This window comes from Streptococcus salivarius, from assembly GCF_000785515.1.
In the GTDB taxonomy this organism is placed as follows: domain Bacteria; phylum Bacillota; class Bacilli; order Lactobacillales; family Streptococcaceae; genus Streptococcus; species Streptococcus salivarius.
In genome coordinates this window covers 2,045,455-2,063,694 of record NZ_CP009913.1, presented here as the reverse complement: position 1 = coordinate 2,063,694, position 18,240 = coordinate 2,045,455, and the positions used below count along the sequence as shown (strand labels likewise).

Here is an 18,240-nt window from a genome sequence, read left to right as displayed (position 1 = left end):
TATAATAGGCTTTGAGGTATTTCTATGAATTTTGAAAAAATAATAAATTATTTTAGGCGACTAGGGCAGACTATTCGTACAAAGTTTGCTGGTTCTAGGTCTAAAAGAGGAGATAAATCTTTTAAAGAAAGGAAAGCTACGACTGGATCTAAGTGGAATCGTAAGCAAGCACGGAAGTCGCCTGAGGATGGGATGACACTCTTAGACATGGGTGATGTTTTCTTAAAAACCTTAAAGCTCTTGTCTGATTTCTTTTATGTGGTTATTATCGTTCTTACCTTATTTGGTGCAGGAATTGGTTTGGGTTATCTGGGGAGTCAAATTGAGTCTGTTCCATCGATTAAGGACAAAACCTTGTTGAATCAGATTAGTGAGGTTAGTTTGGTATCTTCGATGAGCTATTCCGATTCCAAGAAGATTGCGGATATTGATACTGACTTGCTGAGAACACCTATTGAGAGTGATGCGATTTCTAACAATGTCAAAAATGCCATCATTGCGACTGAGGATGAAAATTTTAAAAAGCATAAGGGTGTTGTACCAAAGGCAGTTTTTAGGGCTTTGGTGTCATCGGTTTTAGGGGTTGGCTCTTCAAGTGGTGGTTCGACGCTAACGCAGCAGTTAATCAAGCAACAGGTAACAGGCGATGCGCCAACCTTTAAACGTAAGGCGGCAGAGATTATCTATGCCTTACAATTGGAGCGTCGCGCTTCTAAAAATGAAATTTTAACTGATTATCTGAACGTTTCTCCTTTTGGACGTAATAACAAAGGGAAAAATATTGCTGGTATTGAGGAGGCTGCTCAAGGTATCTTTGGCGTATCTGCAGCGGATTTGACAGTTCCTCAGGCTGCCTATCTGGCAGGTTTGCCACAGAGCCCGATTGTCTACTCACCTTATACAGCTGACGGTCAATTAAAAAATGCAGAGGATCTTTCTTATGGCTTAGCACGTCAGCAAGATGTACTCTACAATCTTTATCGCGGTGGCTATCTAGATAAGTCGCAGTATGAAAGCTATAAGGATTATGATATCACTAAAGATTTCAAGGCTGGTGAGAAGTCTGATGCCGTAAGTCATGACTATTTGTACTATTCTGTTATGTCTGAGGCTCAGGATGTCATGTATGATTATCTAATTAAACGTGACAAGGTATCGAGTCAAGATTTGAAAAATGATAAGACCAAGGAAAGCTATCGTGAGAGGGCCCTACAAGAGCTACAAACTGGTGGCTACAGCGTTAAGACAACTATTGATAATGCAGTTTATAATGCGATGCAAGATGTTGCGAGTCAATATGGTGGCCTCCTCGACCAAGGTGGAAATAGTGGAGTTGAAGTCGGAAATGTGCTCATGGATAATGCGACTGGAGCAATTCTAGGATTTGTTGGTGGTCGTAGTTACGAAAATAATCAAAATAACCATGCCTTTGATACGGCACGCTCCCCAGGCTCATCTATTAAGCCTATTATTGCTTATGGAATTGCTATTGATCAAGGTTTGATGGGTAGTTCAAGTATCCTTTCTAACTACCCAACTAATTTTACGGGTGGAACGCCTATTCTCCATGATGGTGATAAGGGTACAGCTATGATGAACCTCCAAGAGGCACTCAATACCTCGTGGAATATTCCAGCCTTTTGGACATATCAAATGCTTCAACGTCATGATGTTGATGTTGAGGGTTACATGACCAAGATGGGTTATAAGATTGCTAATTACAATATCGAGAGTTTGCCTCTTGGTGGAGGAATTGAAACCACGGTTGCCCAACAGGTAAATGCCTATCAAATGCTTTCAAATGGTGGCGTCTATGAGAAGGGCTATATGATTGATAGTATTACCGACCGGACTGGCGAAGTTATCTATCAGCATAAATCTGAAGGGGTTCAAGTCTTTTCAAGAGCTACGGCTAGCATCATGGATAACCTGCTCAAAGAAGTGGTAGTTAAAGGAGCGACAACTCAATTTCATTCTGAATTGAAAAATGTCAATGGTGCAGCAGCCTCAGCGGACTGGATGGGTAAAACAGGAACGACAGATAACTTTGCGGATGCTTGGTTGATTGTATCAACGCCTGGTATTACTCTTGGTGGTTGGGCTGGTTATGACAATAACACACCAACCAATTCTAAAACGGGTTACACCTATAATGCGCAATATATGGCTCGTTTGACTTCTGCTATCTATAATGCCAATCCAGGTATTTTTAAAACTGGAGATAAGTTTAATATCGATTCAAGTGCCATTAAGGCAAGTGTGCTCAAATCAACAGGTCTTAAACCAGCAACAGTGTCTGTCAATGGTCGTAATGTTTCTGTAAGTGGTGAAATGGTTGATACTTACTGGGCTAAAAATGGACCTGGAGATACGACCTACAAGTTTGCTATTGGTGGAACTGATAGTGATTATCAAAAAGCCTGGTCTAGCATTCTTGGAGGGCATTAGGAATTACCAAGAAAACTTGCAAAAAAGCAAAAAATTAGGTATAATATAGACAACTATTTGTCGTCTTACTTGGTTGAAATATTGTCCAATCAAGAGATACAGCAGTTAAATCAACGTTTTTTCGGTCAGATTTAGCTGCTATTTTTGTGCTTATTTTTAGGATTTTCAAGTGTTGTAATGCATATTTAAACGTTCTAAAAATTCACAAAATAAATTTTTCGCTTATCATTAATCAGCTAAGTGGATCTTGGTGTTTGATCACTTGTCAATGGGACAAGCAACTGAAAAAGGCAGAAGACAAATATTTAAAGTGCACGACTTGCAAAGCAGGTCTCGAATGTAGAAAAGGAGTAGAAGACTTGGCAGGACATGACGTTCAATACGGGAAACATCGTACCCGTCGTAGTTTTTCAAGAATCAAAGAAGTTCTTGATTTACCAAACTTGATTGAAATCCAAACGGATTCATTCAAAGAATTCTTGGATACTGGTCTTAAAGAGGTTTTTGAGGATGTACTTCCTATCTCAAACTTCACAGACACTATGGAATTGGAATTCGTTGGTTACGAATTGAAAGAGCCTAAGTATACACTTGAAGAAGCTCGTATCCACGATGCATCATACTCAGCACCTATCTTTGTGACTTTCCGTCTTATTAACAAAGAAACTGGTGAAATCAAAACTCAGGAAGTCTTCTTCGGAGATTTCCCTATTATGACTGAGATGGGTACTTTCATCATCAATGGTGGTGAACGTATTATCGTTTCTCAGTTGGTGCGCTCACCTGGTGTTTACTTTAACGATAAGGTTGATAAAAACGGTAAAGTGGGTTATGGATCAACAGTTATCCCTAACCGTGGGGCATGGCTTGAGCTTGAAACAGATTCAAAAGACATCGCCTACACTCGTATCGACCGTACACGTAAGATTCCATTCACAACGCTTGTGCGTGCGCTTGGATTCTCAGGTGATGACGAAATTGTTGATATCTTTGGTGATAGCGAGTTGGTTCGTAACACTATTGAAAAAGATATCCACAAAAACCCAGCAGATTCACGTACTGATGAAGCGCTTAAAGAAATTTATGAACGTCTTCGTCCAGGTGAACCAAAAACTGCCGACAGCTCACGTAGCTTGCTTGTAGCTCGTTTCTTTGATCCACGTCGTTATGACTTGGCTGCTGTTGGTCGTTACAAAGTCAACAAAAAACTTAACATCAAGACACGTCTTTTGGGACAAACAATTGCTGAAAACTTGGTAGATCCTGAAACAGGTGAAATCCTTGTTGAAGCTGGTACTGAAATGACACGTGATGTGATTGATTCAATCGCAGAATACTTGGATGGTGATTTGAACAAATTTGTATACACACCAAACGATTATGCGGTGGTTACAGAACCTGTTGTTCTTCAAAAATTCAAGGTTGTTGCACCAAATGATCCAGATCGTGTGGTTACAATTGTTGGTAATGCCAACCCAGATGACAAAGTTCGTGCTTTGACAACAGCGGATATCTTGGCTGAAATGAGCTACTTCCTCAACCTTGCTGAAGGTATCGGTAAAGTTGACGATATCGACCACCTTGGTAACCGTCGTATCCGTGCTGTTGGTGAATTGCTTGCTAACCAATTCCGTATTGGTTTGGCTCGTATGGAACGTAACGTACGTGAGCGTATGTCAGTTCAAGATAACGAAGTCTTGACACCACAACAAATCATCAATATTCGCCCTGTAACTGCAGCTGTTAAAGAATTCTTCGGTTCTTCACAGTTGTCACAGTTCATGGACCAACACAACCCATTGTCAGAGTTGTCACACAAACGTCGTTTGTCAGCCTTGGGACCTGGTGGTTTGACACGTGACCGTGCCGGATATGAAGTTCGTGACGTGCACTACACGCACTACGGTCGTATGTGTCCAATTGAAACACCTGAAGGACCTAACATCGGTTTGATCAATAACTTGTCTTCATACGGACACCTTAACAAGTATGGTTTCATTCAAACACCATACCGTAAGGTTGACCGTGCAACTGGTAAAGTAACCAACGAAGTAGTTTGGTTGACTGCCGACGAAGAAGATGAGTACACAGTTGCTCAGGCTAACTCTAAATTGAACGAAGATGGAACATTTGCAGAAGAAATCGTTATGGGTCGTCATCAAGGTAATAACCAAGAGTACCCATCACACCTTGTAGATTTCGTGGATGTTTCTCCTAAACAGGTAGTTGCCGTTGCGACAGCATGTATTCCTTTCTTGGAAAACGATGACTCTAACCGTGCCCTCATGGGTGCCAACATGCAACGTCAGGCTGTGCCTTTGATTGACCCTAAAGCACCTTATGTTGGTACTGGTATGGAATATCAAGCTGCCCACGATTCAGGAGCTGCAGTTATCGCTCAACACGACGGTAAAGTTGTCTACTCTGATGCTGATAAAGTTGAAGTTCGTCGTGAAGATGGTTCTCTTGATGTTTATACTATTCAAAAATTCCGTCGTTCAAACTCAGGTACTGCCTATAACCAACGTACTTTGGTTAAGGTTGGCGATATTGTTGAAAAAGGTGACTTTATCGCTGACGGTCCATCTATGGAAGGTGGAGAAATGGCCCTCGGTCAAAACCCTATCGTCGCTTACATGACATGGGAAGGTTACAACTTCGAGGATGCCGTTATCATGAGTGAGCGTCTTGTGAAAGATGACGTTTATACATCTGTTCACTTGGAAGAGTTCGAATCAGAAACACGCGATACAAAGCTTGGGCCTGAAGAAATTACACGTGAATTGCCAAACGTTGGTGAAGAAGCTCTCAAAGACCTTGACGAAATGGGTATTATCCGTATCGGTGCTGAGGTTAAAGAAGGTGACATTCTTGTTGGTAAGGTAACACCTAAGGGTGAAAAAGACCTTTCTGCTGAAGAACGTCTTCTCCATGCTATCTTTGGTGATAAATCTCGTGAAGTACGTGATACCTCACTCCGTGTACCTCACGGTGGTGATGGTGTCGTTCGTGATGTTAAAATCTTCACACGTGCAAACGGTGATGAATTGCAATCAGGTGTTAACATGCTTGTTCGTGTTTACATCGCTCAAAAACGTAAGATTAAGGTCGGAGATAAGATGGCCGGTCGTCACGGTAACAAAGGGGTTGTTTCTCGTATTGTTCCTGTTGAAGACATGCCTTACCTTCCAGACGGTACACCAGTTGATATCATGTTGAACCCTCTTGGGGTGCCATCACGTATGAACATCGGTCAGGTTATGGAACTTCACCTTGGTATGGCTGCTCGTAACTTGGGTATCCACATCGCAACACCAGTCTTTGACGGGGCAAGCTCAGAAGACCTCTGGGATACTGTTCGTGAAGCAGGTATGGATAGTGATGCTAAGACAATCCTTTACGATGGACGTACAGGTGAACCATTTGATAACCGTGTATCAGTTGGTGTCATGTACATGATCAAACTTCACCACATGGTTGATGATAAACTTCATGCTCGTTCAGTAGGTCCTTACTCACTTGTTACCCAACAACCTCTTGGTGGTAAAGCGCAATTTGGTGGACAACGTTTCGGTGAGATGGAGGTTTGGGCCCTTGAAGCTTATGGTGCATCAAATATCCTTCAAGAAATCTTGACTTACAAGTCAGATGACGTTAACGGACGTTTGAAAGCCTATGAAGCCATCACTAAAGGTAAACCAATTCCAAAACCAGGTGTACCAGAATCATTCCGAGTACTCGTTAAAGAATTGCAATCACTTGGTCTTGATATGCGTGTCCTTGATGAGGATGATTACGAAGTTGAATTGCGTGATCTTGATGAAGGTGAAGATGACGATGTCATGCACGTCGATGATCTTGAAAAAGCACGTGTACAACAAGCCAAAGAAGCTGCTGAATTAGAAAAAGCTAAAGAAGAAGCTTCAGATAAAACAGAATAAAATAAGCTTTAGAGAGGGAGTTCACACTCTCTGCTAAGGTAGCTGATAAAGGTGAGAATAGCGCTGCTATTGTCAATAGAACAAAAGAAAGGTAATACTAGTGGTTGACGTAAATCGATTCAAAAGTATGCAAATCACACTAGCTTCACCAACTAAGGTCCGTTCATGGTCTTATGGTGAAGTTAAGAAACCTGAAACAATCAACTACCGTACGCTCAAACCAGAACGCGAAGGTCTCTTCGACGAAGTAATCTTTGGTCCTACTAAAGACTGGGAATGTGCGTGTGGGAAATACAAACGTATTCGTTATAAAGGTATCGTTTGTGACCGCTGTGGTGTTGAAGTAACACGTGCTAAGGTTCGCCGTGAACGTATGGGTCACATCGAGTTGAAAGCACCAGTATCACACATCTGGTACTTCAAGGGAATCCCTTCTCGTATGGGATTGACTTTGGACATGAGCCCTCGTGCGCTTGAAGAAGTTATCTACTTCGCAGCTTACGTGGTTATCGATCCAAAGGAAACACCACTTGAACCAAAATCTCTCTTGACAGAACGTGAATATCGTGAAAAATTGCAAGAGTATGGACATGGTTCATTTGTCGCTAAAATGGGTGCAGAAGCTATCCAAGATCTCTTGAAACAAGTGGATTTGGAAGCTGAAATTGCTGAACTCAAAGAAGAGTTGAAGACAGCAACTGGTCAAAAACGTGTTAAAGCTGTGCGTCGTTTGGACGTTCTTGATGCCTTCTATAAGTCTGGTAACAAACCAGAATGGATGGTTCTTAACATTTTGCCAGTATTGCCACCAGACCTTCGTCCAATGGTTCAATTGGATGGTGGACGCTTTGCGGCATCTGACTTGAACGATCTTTATCGTCGTGTTATCAACCGTAACAACCGTTTGGCTCGTTTGCTTGAATTGAATGCTCCAGGTATCATCGTGCAAAACGAAAAACGTATGTTGCAAGAAGCGGTAGATGCCCTTATCGATAATGGACGTCGTGGTCGTCCAATTACTGGACCAGGTAGTCGTCCACTTAAATCTTTGAGCCACATGCTTAAAGGTAAACAAGGTCGTTTCCGTCAAAACTTGCTTGGTAAACGTGTTGACTTCTCTGGACGTTCCGTTATCGCCGTTGGTCCAACACTTAAAATGTATCAATGTGGTGTGCCACGTTTGATGGCCATCGAACTTTTCAAACCATTTGTAATGCGTGAAATCGTTGCGCGTGAATACGCGGGTAACGTGAAAGCCGCTAAACGTATGGTTGAACGTGGCGATGAACGTATTTGGGATATTCTTGAAGATGTTATCAAGGAACACCCAGTACTTCTTAACCGCGCACCTACCCTCCACCGTTTGGGGATCCAGGCCTTTGAACCAGTCTTGATTGATGGTAAGGCCCTTCGTCTTCACCCATTGGTATGTGAGGCCTACAATGCCGACTTTGACGGTGACCAAATGGCCATCCACGTTCCATTGTCTGAAGAAGCTCAAGCTGAAGCACGTTTGCTCCTTCTTGCGGCTGAACACATCCTTAACCCTAAAGACGGTAAACCGGTCGTAACGCCATCTCAGGATATGGTTCTTGGTAACTACTACTTGACTATGGAAGAAGAAGGCCGTGAGGGTGAAGGTATGGTCTTCAAGGATATTGATGAGGCAGTTATGGCTTATCGTAATGGTTATGTTCACTTGCATAGCCGTGTCGGTATCGCAGTAGACAGTATGCCTGATAAACCTTGGAAAGAAAACCAACTTCACAAGATTTTGGTTACAACTGTTGGTAAGATCCTCTTTAACTCAATCATCCCAGCAGAAATTCCATATCTTCAAGAAACAACAAATGAGAACTTGACAGATAGTACACCAGATAAGTACTTCCTTGAACCAGGTCAAGATATCCAAACAGTTATTGATAGTTTGGAAATTAATGCACCATTCAAGAAGAAAAATCTTGGTAACATCATCGCTGAAACCTTCAAACGTCTTCGTACGACTGAAACATCAGCCTTCCTTGACCGTTTGAAAGACCTTGGTTATTACCACTCAACACTTGCTGGTTTGACAGTGGGTATCGCCGATATCCCAGTTATCGATAACAAACAAGAAATTATCGATGCTGCTCACCACCGTGTCGAAGAAATTAACAAGGCCTTCCGTCGTGGTTTGATGACAGATGATGACCGTTATGTTGCTGTTACAACAACATGGCGTGAAGCGAAAGAAGCCCTTGAAAAACGTCTGATTGAGACACAAGATCCTAAGAACCCAATCGTTATGATGATGGACTCAGGAGCTCGTGGTAACATCTCTAACTTCTCTCAACTTGCCGGTATGCGTGGTTTGATGGCCGCTCCTAACGGACGTATCATGGAATTGCCTATCCTTTCAAACTTCCGTGAAGGTTTGAGCGTTTTGGAAATGTTCTTCTCTACTCACGGTGCGCGTAAAGGTATGACCGATACGGCCCTTAAGACAGCCGACTCAGGTTACCTTACTCGTCGTTTGGTTGACGTTGCCCAAGATGTTATCATCCGTGAAGACGACTGTGGAACAGACCGTGGTCTTCTCATCCGTGCGATTACTGATGGTAAAGAAGTTACGGAAACACTTGAAGAACGTCTTCAAGGTCGTTACACTAAGAAATCAGTTAAGAATCCTACAACAGGTGAAGTAATCGTAGGTCCAGATACTTTGATTACTGAAGACATGGCTGCTGCTATTGTCAATGCTGGTGTTGAAGAAGTAACTATCCGTTCAGTCTTTACATGTAACACACGTCACGGTGTCTGCCGTCACTGTTATGGTATCAACTTGGCAACAGGTGATGCGGTTGAAGTTGGTGAAGCAGTTGGTACTATCGCCGCTCAATCTATCGGGGAACCTGGTACACAGCTTACTATGCGTACCTTCCACACCGGTGGGGTAGCCTCAAATACCGATATCACACAGGGTCTTCCACGTATCCAGGAAATCTTTGAAGCACGTAACCCTAAAGGGGAAGCGGTTATCACTGAAGTTAAGGGTACTGTTATTGAAATCGAAGAAGATGCTGCAACACGTACTAAGAAAGTCTTCGTTCAAGGTAAGACTGGAATGGGTGAATACGTTGTTCCATTTACAGCTCGTATGAAAGTTGAAGTGGGTGACGAAGTACACCGTGGTGCGGCCTTGACAGAAGGTTCAATCCAACCTAAACGTCTCCTTGAAGTACGTGATACCTTGTCAGTTGAAACTTATCTTCTTGCAGAAGTACAAAAAGTTTACCGTAGCCAAGGGGTAGAAATCGGTGACAAACACGTCGAAGTAATGGTTCGTCAAATGCTTCGTAAAGTACGTGTTATGGATCCAGGTGATACAGATCTTCTTCCAGGTACACTTATGGATATTTCTGACTTCACAGATGCTAACAAGGATATTGTTATCTCTGGTGGTGTTCCTGCAACATCTCGTCCAGTCCTTCTTGGTATTACTAAAGCCTCACTTGAAACAAATTCATTCTTGTCAGCGGCTTCCTTCCAAGAAACAACACGTGTCCTTACAGATGCAGCTATCCGTGGTAAGAAAGACCATCTCCTTGGTCTTAAAGAAAATGTTATCATTGGTAAGACTATCCCTGCTGGTACAGGTATGGCTCGTTACCGTAACATTGAACCACTTTCAGTTAACGAAGTTGAAGTTATTGAAAACATTGCTGTTGATGAAGCAATTGTGGAATCATCTGAAGACTAAAACGAAAGCAAAAGAACTCACAATGAATTGTGGGTTCTTTTCGTATTTATATGACTAGAATTTCTTCTATTTTTGATAAATATAAAATAGAAGACCATTTTTTTTATCTTTTCCAGAAAATTTTGTATAATAAGAACACCAAAGATGAAGTGAGAAAGAAAAATGTACCAAGTAGTTGAAATGAAAGGGGATTTGGAACCGTGGTGGTTCCTAGAAGGCTGGCAAGAGGATATCATCAGTACTAAGGAATTTGAAAATTTTTACGATGCCCTCAAGTACTATAAAAAACTTTGGTTTGCGATGGAAGAAACCTTGCCAAGTTATATCAGCCGCAGTAGTGTCATGACTGCTTTTTGGGATCAAGAGGATAAGCACTGGTGTGAGGAGTGTGACGAATACCTGCAGGTCTATCAATCGATTGCTCTTTTGGATGATTGGCAGGAAATTCCTGAGGAAAAATACCGTCCGGGATATGAAAAGCGAAATGACCTTCCAAATCATGCCCACTGTAAAATTAAACGTTAAATAATGCAGAAGCTCGAAATTCTCGAGCTTTTTTTCATTTTCTTAAACTTTTTACGAATAGGTCTATGAGGAGGTCCTTATGGTAACAGAATTTGCTAAGGAAATGATCAAAAATGCTGATAGTTGTGGGGCTCAAGACATCTATGTCATTCCACGTCAGGATAATTACGAGCTCCATATGCGAGTTGGCCAGGAGAGGAGATTAATTGATGTATATCGGCCTGATTTCATGGCTAGTCTTATTGGTCACTTTAAATTTGTGGCGGGAATGATGGTGGGTGAGAAGCGTAGGAGTCAACTAGGTTCCTGTGACTATGATTGTGGTGATGGTCAAAAGGTTTCTCTGCGTTTGTCTACCGTTGGGGATTATCGCGGCTTAGAAAGTTTAGTTATTCGTGTTCTACATTCCGAACGTCGAGAATTAGTGTACTGGAATCAAGGAATTCAGCCTATTATGGATGCTTTGGATTATCGTGGCTTATATCTCTTTGCAGGTCCCGTTGGTTCTGGAAAGACTACGCTTATGCATGAGTTGGTTCAGGAGCGTTTTAAGGGGCAGCAGGTGATTTCGATTGAGGATCCTGTGGAAATTAAACAGGATAATGTTTTGCAACTTCAGGTGAATCAAGCAATTGACATGACCTATGATAATTTGATTAAGCTATCACTGCGTCACCGCCCGGATGTTTTGATTATTGGAGAAATTCGAGATAAGGAGACTGCTCGAGCGGTTATTAGAGCTAGTCTGACGGGAGTGACTGTTCTTTCAACTATTCACGCAAAGAGTGTGGCAGGTGTTTATGAGCGTCTTCTGGACCTTGGTGTAGATAAGTCTGAGTTGGATAATGCCCTTCAAGGGATTGCCTACATGCGTCTGATTAAGGGAGGAGGTGTGATTGATTTTGCCAGTGAAAATTTCCAAAGCCATTCGTCAATCAGCTGGAACCAGCAGTTGGAAGGCTTGGTTAAACAAGGATATCTCACTGAAGGGGATATCCAAGGGGAAAAAATTAAAGATTAATCAGCAACTCAAGGTTATCCAGCTTTTCAAACAACTTTTAAAGGCAGGGTTTACCTTGACTGAAATCGTAGCCTTTTTGGAGCGAAGTCACTTGTTAAAAGAATCGTCCTTGTCTCTTATGAAAACGAGTTTAATGCGAGGCGATAGGTTGGACCAGATGTTTGCGGCAGTGGGCTTTTCGGACAATATTGTTACTCAGATTGCCCTTGCTGATAAGCACGGTAACCTTCTAGGGAGTTTAACCAAGATTGAAACCTATATGCTTCGTATGACCAAGGTTCGTAAGAAACTCATGGAGGTAGCGACCTACCCTATTCTACTTCTGGGTTTCCTGATTCTGATTATGTTGGGGCTCAAAAATTATCTTTTACCTCAACTGTTAGAGGGGGATGGTAAGGAGAATTGGGCTGTACAGTTGGTTCAGATTTTTCCCCAGCTCTTTTTTGCGACTTTGTGCGGACTTCTTGTATTAAGCTTAATTCTCTACCTATGGGTCAAACGCCAGCCAGCTCTTGTCTTTTATCGACGAATGGCAAAAATCCCTTTTATAGGGCAAACTGTCAGGCTATATACGACTGCCTATTATGCTAGGGAATGGGGAAATCTCTTAGGGCAAGGTATTGACTTGCTAGACTTAGTTGCTCTAATGAAAGAGCAAAAGTCCAAGCTTTTTCGTGAGCTGGGGGCTGATTTAGAAGAAGCCTTGATGCTAGGACAGAGTTTTCCTGACCGTATTGCTAGTCACCCTTTCTTCACTAAGGAACTATCCTTAATTATTGCTTATGGAGAGGCTAATGCTAGGTTGGGCTATGAGTTAGAAGTCTATGCTGAAGAGGTTTGGCAGGCTTTCTTTAACCGTCTTAATAAGGCAACAACCTTTGTGCAACCCCTCATTTTTGTTATTGTTGCTGTCGTGATTGTAATGATCTATGCAGCCATGCTATTACCAATGTATCAAAATATGGAAGGAATGATGTCATGAAAATGATGTTGAAAAAATTGAAGGCCGTTAAATTACGTGCTTTTACGCTGATTGAAATGCTGGTCGTGCTTCTCATTATCAGTATTCTCCTTTTGCTCTTTGTACCTAACTTGAGCAAGCAGAAGGATTCTGTTAAAGAGACTGGAAATGCGGCTGTGGTCAAGGTCGTGGATTCTCAAGCAGAACTTTATGAAATGAAGAATAACAAGACAGCTAGCTTAGCCGCTCTTGTTTCAGAAGGTCAAATCACGCAAAAACAGGCAGATTCATACAATGATTACTATGCGAAACATGGTGGCGAAAGCCGTTCAGTGGCCAATTAGAGCCTTTACCTTGTTGGAGAGTCTGGTGACTCTAGCAGTGGTTGCCTTTCTCACTCTGAGTTTATCAGGCTCAGTCACAGGTATTTTTCAGCAGGTTGAGACTAATCTTTTTTATCTGCGCTTTGAGTACCTATACCGAGATAGTCAGCGCTTGGCAGCGGCGGAAGGGTCAAATGTTGAATTGCAGTTGTCCAAGGATAAAATCAGTAACGGAAAATCAAGTCTGGTGATTCCTAAAAATATACATCTGGATAAGGGGCAGACGCTAGTGTTTGATGCCAAAGGAGGCAACTCTAGCCTCACAAAGATTCGTTTTTCAAGTGATAAGGAGGTGGTGACCTATCAGCTTAACATGGGCAGCGGTAAATATAAAAAGACGGTCTCTTAGAGGCTATATTCTTATCGAAAGCTTGGTAGCAATGGCTGTCTTAGTACTCGTCAGTGGTCTTATCTTGGATCAGATCAATACCAATCGTAGGCTAATGGCTAGGAATCTCCACCAACAGGAGGTCTTGAGTGTGGCAACCATGGCAGTTCAGACCAAACAGGATCAGTTGACCTTAAATGGCATCACAGTGACGGTAAAACGTAGCCAGCAAGGTATCGCGGTTTATGAATCAGGAAAGGAGATTATTCATGTCTCTCAATAGCAAGGTTCGTGCTTTTACCCTCTTGGAATGTCTAGTGGCCTTGTTGGTGATTGCTGGTTCAGTTCAAGTTTATCAAGGTCTGACCACAGTATTGGTGAGCAATGTTAAGCAGGTCAAGCAACAAGAAAGCCAAGACTGGCTTCTATTCGTTCAACAAATGGAGGCAGAATTAGAAGGTTGTCAGTTGGTAAAGGTAGAGGGGAACAAACTCTATGTCAAGCAGGATAATCAAGACTTAGCTTTTGGACTATCAAGTGCTACTGATTTTCGAAAAACAAATGCTGACGGTCGAGGCTACCAACCCATGCTTTTTAATGTAAAAGCTAGTACAATTAGCCAAAATAACCAGATAGTCACCATCCAAGTGACTCTTAAAAATGGGCTACAAAGGAGTTTTGTTTATGCTTTTGAAAAAACAGGTTAGGGGAGGCGTTCTTCTTTACGCTCTTTTTATGGCTGGCATTTTCACACTTCTTCTGCATGTTTATCTGGAGCGGGTGGTTGCTAGCTCTAGACAGAACCAAGCGCAAATGATTTCCAGTCAAAGTCGTCTCATGGCAGAGATGACCATGGACTTGGCGGACAAGAAAGCAGGTGCTTTTAGTTTCTCTCAGGGAACTACGACTTATGAGGTTAAGGACAAACAAGTGATTGTTAGAGTTGCCAGTAAAGGCCAAATCAAGACCTATCGTTATGTGAAGAAGCAGGAGCAGAAATAGAAATTCTCTTTCCTTTTTGATATGATAGAAGGACGGAGGAAATCATGAATTTTGAAGCAATTGAGACAGCCTTTGAGCTGTTGTTAGAAAATGTCCAAACCATTGAAAATGATCTTGGAACCCATGCTTACGATGCGCTTATTGAGCAAAATTCCTATTATTTGGGGGCTGAGGTAGCTAATGAAGTCATCATCAAAAACAACGAGAAATTACGTGCCCTTAATCTAAGCAAAGAGGAGTGGCGTCGTGCTTTTCAGTTCTTGTTTATCAAGCTAGGGCAATTGGAAGCCTTACAAGCCAATCACCAATTTACACCTGATGCTATTGGATTTATCATTCTTTACCTACTTGAAGGTTTGACCAAGGACGACCAATTAGATGTTTTGGAGATTGGTTCGGGGACAGGAAACTTGGCTGAAACTCTTCTAAATAATAGTCAGAAAACCCTTAATTATATGGGAATGGAAGTTGACGATCTCCTTATCGATTTGTCAGCTAGTATTGCTGATGTGGTGAATTCGAGTGCAGTTTACATTCAAGAAGATGCTGTTCGACCACATATTCTCAAAGAGAGTGATGTTATTATTAGTGACCTACCTGTTGGTTACTACCCTAATGATGAAATTGCGAGTCGTTTCAAGGTTGCAGCAACTGGTGAACACACCTATGCCCATCACCTTCTCATGGAGCAATCACTCAAGTACTTGAAGAAAGATGGTATTGCTATTCTTTTGGCACCAACTAATCTTTTGACAAGCCCACAAAGTGACTTGCTTAAGAAATGGCTATCAGGCTATGCTGATATTATTGCTGTTATCACTCTTCCAGAAGCAGCTTTTGGCAATAAACGTAACATGAAGTCTATCTTTGTGCTTAAAAAACAAACTGAAAATGCTCCTGAGACCTTTGTTTATCCACTTAGCGATTTGCAAAACTCAGAGGTCCTCAAAGATTTTACAGAGAATTTCCAAAAATGGAAATCAGATAATTCCATTTTCTAGCAAAACATGTTAGAATAGGACTATATTATTGAAAGCGTTTTACAAAGAGGTGGCTTATGACAAAAACAATAGCAATTAATGCAGGAAGCTCAAGCTTGAAATGGCAACTATATGAGATGCCAGATGAAGTTGTTCTTGCTAAGGGTTTGATTGAACGTATCGGCTTGAAAGATTCTGTTTCCACAGTAAAATTTGATGACCGTTCAGAATCGCAAACTCTAGATATTGCTGACCATGTTCAGGCAGTAAAAATCTTGCTTGATGATTTGATTCGTTTTGATATTATCAAGAGCTATGATGAAATTACAGGTGTTGGTCACCGTGTGGTTGCTGGTGGAGAATATTTCAAAGAATCAAGCTTGGTGGATGAAGATGCCTTGGCTAAGATTGAAGAATTGTCAGCCTTAGCGCCTTTACACAATCCAGGTGCAGCTTCAGGGATTCGTGCCTTTAAGGAGCTCCTCCCAGATATTACGAGTGTTGCTGTTTTTGATACAGCCTTCCATACATCTATGCCGGAAGTGGCCTACCGTTATCCAGTGCCTAATCGTTACTATACAGACTACCAAGTCCGTAAGTATGGAGCACACGGAACTAGCCACCAATATGTTTCTCAAGAAGCAGCTAAGTTGTTAGGTAAGCCAATTGAAGAAACTAAGATTATCACAGCCCATGTGGGAAATGGTGTTTCTATTACTGCCGTTGATGGTGGTAAATCAGTAGATACGTCAATGGGCTTGACACCACTTGGTGGCGTTATGATGGGAACACGTACTGGGGATCTTGACCCTGCGATTATTCCATTTGTTATTGACCGCGAGCCTGAAATGGCAGATGCTGAGCGTATCCGTCACGTCTTTAATAAGGAATCAGGTCTTCTTGGCATTTCTGAAAAATCAAGTGATATGCGTGATATCATTGCTGGTAAGAATGCTGGCGATGAAAAATGTGCCTTGGCTTATGATCTTTATGTGGATCGTTTGCGTAAATACATCGCTCAATACTTCGGTGTGTTGAACGGAGCGGATGCTATCGTCTTTACAGCAGGTATTGGTGAAAACTCTGCAGAAGTTCGTGCTTCAGTTTTGGATGGTCTCACTTGGTTTGGTATTGAAGTGGATCCTGAAAAGAATGTCTTTGGACATGTAGGCGACATTACAACAGCAGAGTCAGCTGTTAAAGTATTTGTTATCCCAACAGATGAAGAGTTGGTGATTGCGCGTGATGTTGAGCGCCTTAAAACTAAATAAGTTATCAAAAATTTGATAAGACCAGAAAAGTTGGCTGAGTGATTGGCTAGCTTTTTTTGAATGCACTGACAGAATCATTCGAATATTTCTATTTATGTGTAATTCTATAAGTAAAGAAAACTTTACAAAAAATGTAAAAAAGACTTTACAAAACATGTAAAGTGAACTATACTATAAATGTAAAGTTAACTTAACAAAGAAAAGTAAGGAGTTTAACTATTTGAGAATAAACGATAAGGTTGAGGTGCCACATGGAAACAAAAATTCAGGAACTTCGCAAGGCTAATAAGATTAGTCAGGCAGAGTTAGCAGATGAGATGGGGGTCACGAGGCAGACCATCATTTCACTCGAAAAAGGTCGCTATAATGCGTCGTTGGAACTGGCTTTTAAAATTGCTAGATATTTTGGAAAGACTATTGAAGAAGTCTTTATTTTTGAGGAAGATTAAGGAGAAAAGATATGTTTAAACAAGTCATGAAGAAAATTGGTGTTATTGTTTTAGCGCTCACTCTACTAATCTTAGATTTAACACTATTAGGTGCTTTCCCGCTACTTACTCAGGATGGTAAGTTTTCACTTGTGGAGCAAATAGGTTACGGTATTTGGGCATTAGGGAGTTTGGCTATTTTTATCGTGATTGCTTATAGATTTAAACTCTTATCGCTTAAAGAGATTAATTGGAGACGTCTCGTTGCGATTGCTTCTCTTAATCTCGTCATCTTTTTCCTAGGTGATCTTCTAGGGTATTTTATTGGTCAGTTAACACACAATGCGACTATGGAAAATCAAGATGCTTTAAATGCTATCTTTGCCCACGTACCATTCTATCTTCACCTAGTAGTCGCCGGTTTTATTATTCCGATTATGGAAGAAATCATTTTTAGAGGACTCTTAGCCAAGGTGCTCTTTGGAAAATACTTTAAGACGGGTCTTGTTATTTCCAGTCTTCTCTTTATGGCTGGTCACTCAGCATTTACGCTTCAGACAATTGTCATCTATGGTATTATGTCAGCTGGTCTTGCGATAACATATTATAAGACTAAGCGTATCGAGTACAGTATGGGTGTTCATATCTTCAACAATAGCATAAGTGTACTACTCAGTCTTTTCGTTTAAGGTGAATGATTAAAGTTATCATTGAAAAAATGTATATTGCTCTTATAAAGGATAATAGAGGGAGTGTTAAGATATGTTAATAAAAATGTTATTAGGAAATAGAAAAACAGAGGCCGAATTTAAGAAATACATTACACGAGTAGCCTGCTCTTTCTTTTCTTTGGGTATTTTGGGATTATTTATTGTTCGCTCTAACAGTCTTAGTGATTATACTCTAGGATTAGTATTGGGATTTACCATTGGGGTTTATGCCTTGTCAATCTATTATTTTGCTATACTTACCCATCCTAAACGTCTTCACCAGATGTATATTGCTGCCTACGATGAGCGAAATAAACAGATTTTAATGGCGACAGCAGTTGCAACTCTGATTTTAGAGTTTTTGCTTATCTTTGCTTTGATTGCTCTATATGCCTTTGTCAATATTCAGTTGCCATATGTTACAGTCTTATCAGTCTTGCTCTATGGCTTAGTATTGGGATTTGCTCTTATTCGTCTCATCCTATCTAAAATAGGATAAGAGT

The 18,240-nt window shown here is 41.3% G+C and carries 16 protein-coding genes; all 16 read left to right on the top strand.

The window, feature by feature from the left end:
* Positions 1-24: 24 nt before the first annotated feature.
* Positions 25-2,448: a penicillin-binding protein PBP1B gene (pbp1b, locus tag SSAL8618_RS09550; protein ID WP_038676865.1), complete on the top strand. Its 2,424-nt coding sequence runs from the start codon at positions 25-27 to the stop codon at positions 2,446-2,448.
* 359 nt (positions 2,449-2,807) lie between these two features.
* Positions 2,808-6,389 (top strand): DNA-directed RNA polymerase subunit beta, encoded by a 3,582-nt coding sequence (gene rpoB, locus SSAL8618_RS09545; RefSeq protein WP_002885744.1) that lies wholly within the window; start codon positions 2,808-2,810, stop codon positions 6,387-6,389.
* Positions 6,390-6,489: 100 nt separating this feature from the next.
* The gene (gene rpoC, locus SSAL8618_RS09540; protein WP_002887020.1) at positions 6,490-10,128 is read left to right on the top strand and encodes a DNA-directed RNA polymerase subunit beta'; all 3,639 of its coding nucleotides are present in this window, start codon (positions 6,490-6,492) and stop codon (positions 10,126-10,128) included.
* 162 nt (positions 10,129-10,290) lie between these two features.
* On the top strand, positions 10,291-10,653 hold the full coding sequence (locus tag SSAL8618_RS09535; RefSeq protein WP_002887019.1) for a DUF1033 family protein: 363 nt from the start codon (positions 10,291-10,293) through the stop codon (positions 10,651-10,653).
* Between the two features lie 79 nt (positions 10,654-10,732).
* Entirely contained in the window at positions 10,733-11,674 is a 942-nt protein-coding gene (gene comGA, locus SSAL8618_RS09530; protein ID WP_038676863.1) for a competence type IV pilus ATPase ComGA, read from the top strand.
* Complete coding sequence (gene comGB, locus SSAL8618_RS09525; protein WP_126405090.1) at positions 11,556-12,656, top strand: competence type IV pilus assembly protein ComGB; 1,101 nt, start codon at positions 11,556-11,558, stop codon at positions 12,654-12,656. Before comGA ends, comGB begins: the two co-directional genes overlap by 119 nt.
* An 8-nt stretch (positions 12,657-12,664) precedes the next feature.
* Positions 12,665-12,979 (top strand): competence type IV pilus major pilin ComGC, encoded by a 315-nt coding sequence (gene comGC, locus SSAL8618_RS09520; RefSeq protein ID WP_170314557.1) that lies wholly within the window; start codon positions 12,665-12,667, stop codon positions 12,977-12,979.
* Complete coding sequence (comGD, locus tag SSAL8618_RS09515) at positions 12,939-13,367, top strand: competence type IV pilus minor pilin ComGD (RefSeq protein ID WP_254593949.1); 429 nt, start codon at positions 12,939-12,941, stop codon at positions 13,365-13,367. The genes comGC and comGD overlap by 41 nt, the downstream gene beginning before the upstream one ends.
* Positions 13,368-13,398: 31 nt before the next feature.
* Positions 13,399-13,629, top strand: coding sequence for a competence type IV pilus minor pilin ComGE (comGE, locus tag SSAL8618_RS09510; RefSeq protein ID WP_002887015.1), 231 nt, complete (start codon positions 13,399-13,401; stop codon positions 13,627-13,629).
* Positions 13,616-14,053 (top strand): competence type IV pilus minor pilin ComGF, encoded by a 438-nt coding sequence (gene comGF / locus SSAL8618_RS09505; RefSeq protein ID WP_002887014.1) that lies wholly within the window; start codon positions 13,616-13,618, stop codon positions 14,051-14,053. Before comGE ends, comGF begins: the two co-directional genes overlap by 14 nt.
* Complete coding sequence (gene comGG, locus SSAL8618_RS09500) at positions 14,031-14,348, top strand: competence type IV pilus minor pilin ComGG (protein WP_002887013.1); 318 nt, start codon at positions 14,031-14,033, stop codon at positions 14,346-14,348. The genes comGF and comGG overlap by 23 nt, the downstream gene beginning before the upstream one ends.
* A 44-nt stretch (positions 14,349-14,392) precedes the next feature.
* Positions 14,393-15,349, top strand: a complete 957-nt coding sequence (locus SSAL8618_RS09495; RefSeq protein WP_038676858.1) for a class I SAM-dependent methyltransferase — start codon at positions 14,393-14,395, stop codon at positions 15,347-15,349.
* Between the two features lie 56 nt (positions 15,350-15,405).
* On the top strand, positions 15,406-16,599 hold the full coding sequence (locus tag SSAL8618_RS09490; protein WP_002885831.1) for an acetate kinase: 1,194 nt from the start codon (positions 15,406-15,408) through the stop codon (positions 16,597-16,599).
* 251 nt (positions 16,600-16,850) lie between these two features.
* A complete protein-coding gene (locus SSAL8618_RS09485; RefSeq protein WP_002885716.1) occupies positions 16,851-17,048 on the top strand; it encodes a helix-turn-helix transcriptional regulator in 198 nt (65 codons plus the stop codon).
* An 11-nt stretch (positions 17,049-17,059) separates the two neighbouring features.
* The gene (locus SSAL8618_RS09480; protein ID WP_002887011.1) at positions 17,060-17,716 is read left to right on the top strand and encodes a CPBP family intramembrane glutamic endopeptidase; all 657 of its coding nucleotides are present in this window, start codon (positions 17,060-17,062) and stop codon (positions 17,714-17,716) included.
* Positions 17,717-17,789: 73 nt separating this feature from the next.
* Positions 17,790-18,236 (top strand): hypothetical protein, encoded by a 447-nt coding sequence (locus SSAL8618_RS09475; protein ID WP_037605837.1) that lies wholly within the window; start codon positions 17,790-17,792, stop codon positions 18,234-18,236.
* Positions 18,237-18,240 lie beyond the last annotated feature (4 nt).

Coding starts and splice junctions, on each gene's coding strand:
- SSAL8618_RS09475 (WP_037605837.1), top strand. CDS start 17,790: ATGTTAATAAAAATGTTATTAGGAAATAGAAAAACAGAGGCCGAATTT.
- SSAL8618_RS09490 (WP_002885831.1), top strand. CDS start 15,406: ATGACAAAAACAATAGCAATTAATGCAGGAAGCTCAAGCTTGAAATGG.
- pbp1b (WP_038676865.1), top strand. CDS start 25: ATGAATTTTGAAAAAATAATAAATTATTTTAGGCGACTAGGGCAGACT.
- SSAL8618_RS09480 (WP_002887011.1), top strand. CDS start 17,060: ATGTTTAAACAAGTCATGAAGAAAATTGGTGTTATTGTTTTAGCGCTC.
- comGA (WP_038676863.1), top strand. CDS start 10,733: ATGGTAACAGAATTTGCTAAGGAAATGATCAAAAATGCTGATAGTTGT.
- SSAL8618_RS09495 (WP_038676858.1), top strand. CDS start 14,393: ATGAATTTTGAAGCAATTGAGACAGCCTTTGAGCTGTTGTTAGAAAAT.
- comGD (WP_254593949.1), top strand. CDS start 12,939: ATGCGAAACATGGTGGCGAAAGCCGTTCAGTGGCCAATTAGAGCCTTT.
- comGE (WP_002887015.1), top strand. CDS start 13,399: ATGGCTGTCTTAGTACTCGTCAGTGGTCTTATCTTGGATCAGATCAAT.
- comGF (WP_002887014.1), top strand. CDS start 13,616: ATGTCTCTCAATAGCAAGGTTCGTGCTTTTACCCTCTTGGAATGTCTA.
- comGG (WP_002887013.1), top strand. CDS start 14,031: ATGCTTTTGAAAAAACAGGTTAGGGGAGGCGTTCTTCTTTACGCTCTT.
- SSAL8618_RS09535 (WP_002887019.1), top strand. CDS start 10,291: ATGTACCAAGTAGTTGAAATGAAAGGGGATTTGGAACCGTGGTGGTTC.
- SSAL8618_RS09485 (WP_002885716.1), top strand. CDS start 16,851: ATGGAAACAAAAATTCAGGAACTTCGCAAGGCTAATAAGATTAGTCAG.